Origin of the sequence: Mesorhizobium sp. M1A.F.Ca.IN.020.03.2.1, from assembly GCF_004023205.1 — a bacterium.
In the GTDB taxonomy this organism is placed as follows: Bacteria; Pseudomonadota; Alphaproteobacteria; order Rhizobiales; family Rhizobiaceae; genus Mesorhizobium.
On the sequence record NZ_RZSV01000426.1, the window covers coordinates 1 to 1997 of the forward strand.

Below are 1997 nucleotides of genomic sequence, written 5' to 3' on the forward strand. Positions count from 1 at the left end.
GAGGTCTTCGGCTTCGACGGCAGCGTCACGCCGAGCGCCTTGGACAGCGCGGCGACGGAAGCGTCGGGCGCGCGCAGCGAGATGCGTTCGGCCGGCGGTAGGATCTCGACCTTGACGCCCGGCGCCGACACCGCGCGCCCGGCAAGTGCCGGACGCCGTTCGGCGGCAGCTGAAGCGTCGGCGGCTTTTGTCTTGGCGGTAGCCTTAGCCATTGAGGCGCTCCCCCTTTTCGTCGACGAACACCATGCCGGTGACCTCCACCTCGATCGTGCCGTTCGGCATCGGCACATAGAGCGTCTGGCCCATGCGATCACGGCCGCCGGCGACCAGCGCCAGCGCGATCGAGCGCCCGCAGTTCTCCGACCAGTAGCTGGAGGTGACGTGGCCGATCATCTTCATCGGGATCGCCTGTTTCGGATCCTCGACGATCTGCGCGCCTTCTTCCAACACGACCTTCGGATCCTTGGCCTTCAGGCCGACCAGTTGCTTGCGGCCCTTGGCGACGAGATCCGCGCGCATCATGCCGCGGATGCCGACGAAGTCGGTCTTCTTCTTGCCGACCGCCCAGTCGAGACCGGCATCGTTCGGCGTCACCGTGCCGTCCGTATCCTGGCCGACGATGATGTAGCCCTTTTCGGCGCGCAGCACGTGCATTGTTTCGGTGCCGTAAGCGGTCGCGCCATGCTTCTGGCCTTCGGCCCACAGCGCTTCCCACACCGCTTCGCCATAGTCGGCCGGCACGTTGACCTCGAAGCCGCGCTCGCCGGTGAAAGACATGCGGAACAGCCGCGTCGGCACGCCGCAGATCTTGCCTTCTCGCACCGACATATGCGGCAGTGCCTCGTCCGACATGTCGATGCCTTCGACCAAAGGCTCGATGATTTTCCGCGCGCTCGGCCCCTGCACGGCGATCACCGCCCATTGCTCGGTAATCGAGGTCAGCCAGACATTGAGATGCGGGAACTCGGTCTGGAGATAATCCTCCATGTGATGCATGACACGCGGCGCGCCGCCGGTGGTCGTCGTCACATGGAAGCGGTCCGGCGCCAGCCTGCCGACGACGCCGTCATCATAGATGAAGCCGTCCTCGCGCAGCATGATGCCGTAGCGGCAGCGGCCGGGCTCCAGCTTCTCCCACGGGTTGGTGTAGAGCAGTTCCATGAACTTCGCCGCATCCGGCCCGACCACCTCGATCTTGCCGAGCGTGGAGGCGTCGAACAGGCCGGCCGCTTTGCGCACCGTCACGCATTCGCGGTTGACGGCGGCGTGCATGTCCTCGCCGGCTTTCGGGAAATACCAGGCGCGCTTCCACTGGCCGACATCCTCGAACACGGCACCTTGGGCGGCCGCCCAGCCATGCGTCGCCGTGCGGCGCGTCGGGTCGAACAGCGCGCCACGCGCATGGCCGACGATCGAGCCGAAGGTGACCGGGGTATAGGGCGCGCGGAACGTGGTGAGACCGACCTGCGGGATCGGCTTGCCGAGCGTCTCGGCGGCGATCGCCAGGCCGTGCATGTTCGACGTCTTACCCTGGTCGGTCGCCATGCCGTTGGTGGTGAAGCGCTTGACGTGCTCGATCGAGTGCATGCCCTCATGCACCGCCTGGCGAATGTCCTTGGCGGTGACATCGTTCTGAAAATCGACGAAGGCCTTGACCGTGGTGCCCGGCCCGGCGCCGGGCGCAGCGCCAAGCATGCCGCGTGACCAGCTTTCACTGGCATCGACCTTTGGCTTGGCGCCCTTGCCCATCTTGCCGCTGGAATCCTTGCCGCCGGCGTCCCTTGCCGCCTGGGCGCCTGCCGCATAGGCCTCGTCGACCGTTGCCTCCAGACCGTCCGTGCCGTTGCAGGCGCCGACCGAGACGCAGTCCTGCGCATAGGTCCCCGGCACGAAGCGTCGCGCCTCCTCGTTGAAGGCGACTTTGCCGCGCGACTGCGAGAACAGATGCACCGACGGCGTCCAGCCGGCGGACATCAGGATGGCGTCGACCGCGATCC

The 1997-nt window shown here is 66.6% G+C and carries 1 protein-coding gene and 1 pseudogene; both read right to left on the reverse strand.

Annotated features, from left to right (window positions below):
* A pseudogene (locus EOA79_RS31660) lies at window positions 1-212 on the reverse strand (sarcosine oxidase subunit gamma); the annotation flags it as partial.
* Window positions 205-1997, reverse strand: a 1793-nt coding sequence (locus EOA79_RS31665) for a glycine cleavage T C-terminal barrel domain-containing protein (protein ID WP_281060310.1), incomplete at its 5' end; no start/stop codon positions are given. The gene EOA79_RS31665 and the pseudogene EOA79_RS31660, both read right to left, overlap by 8 nt.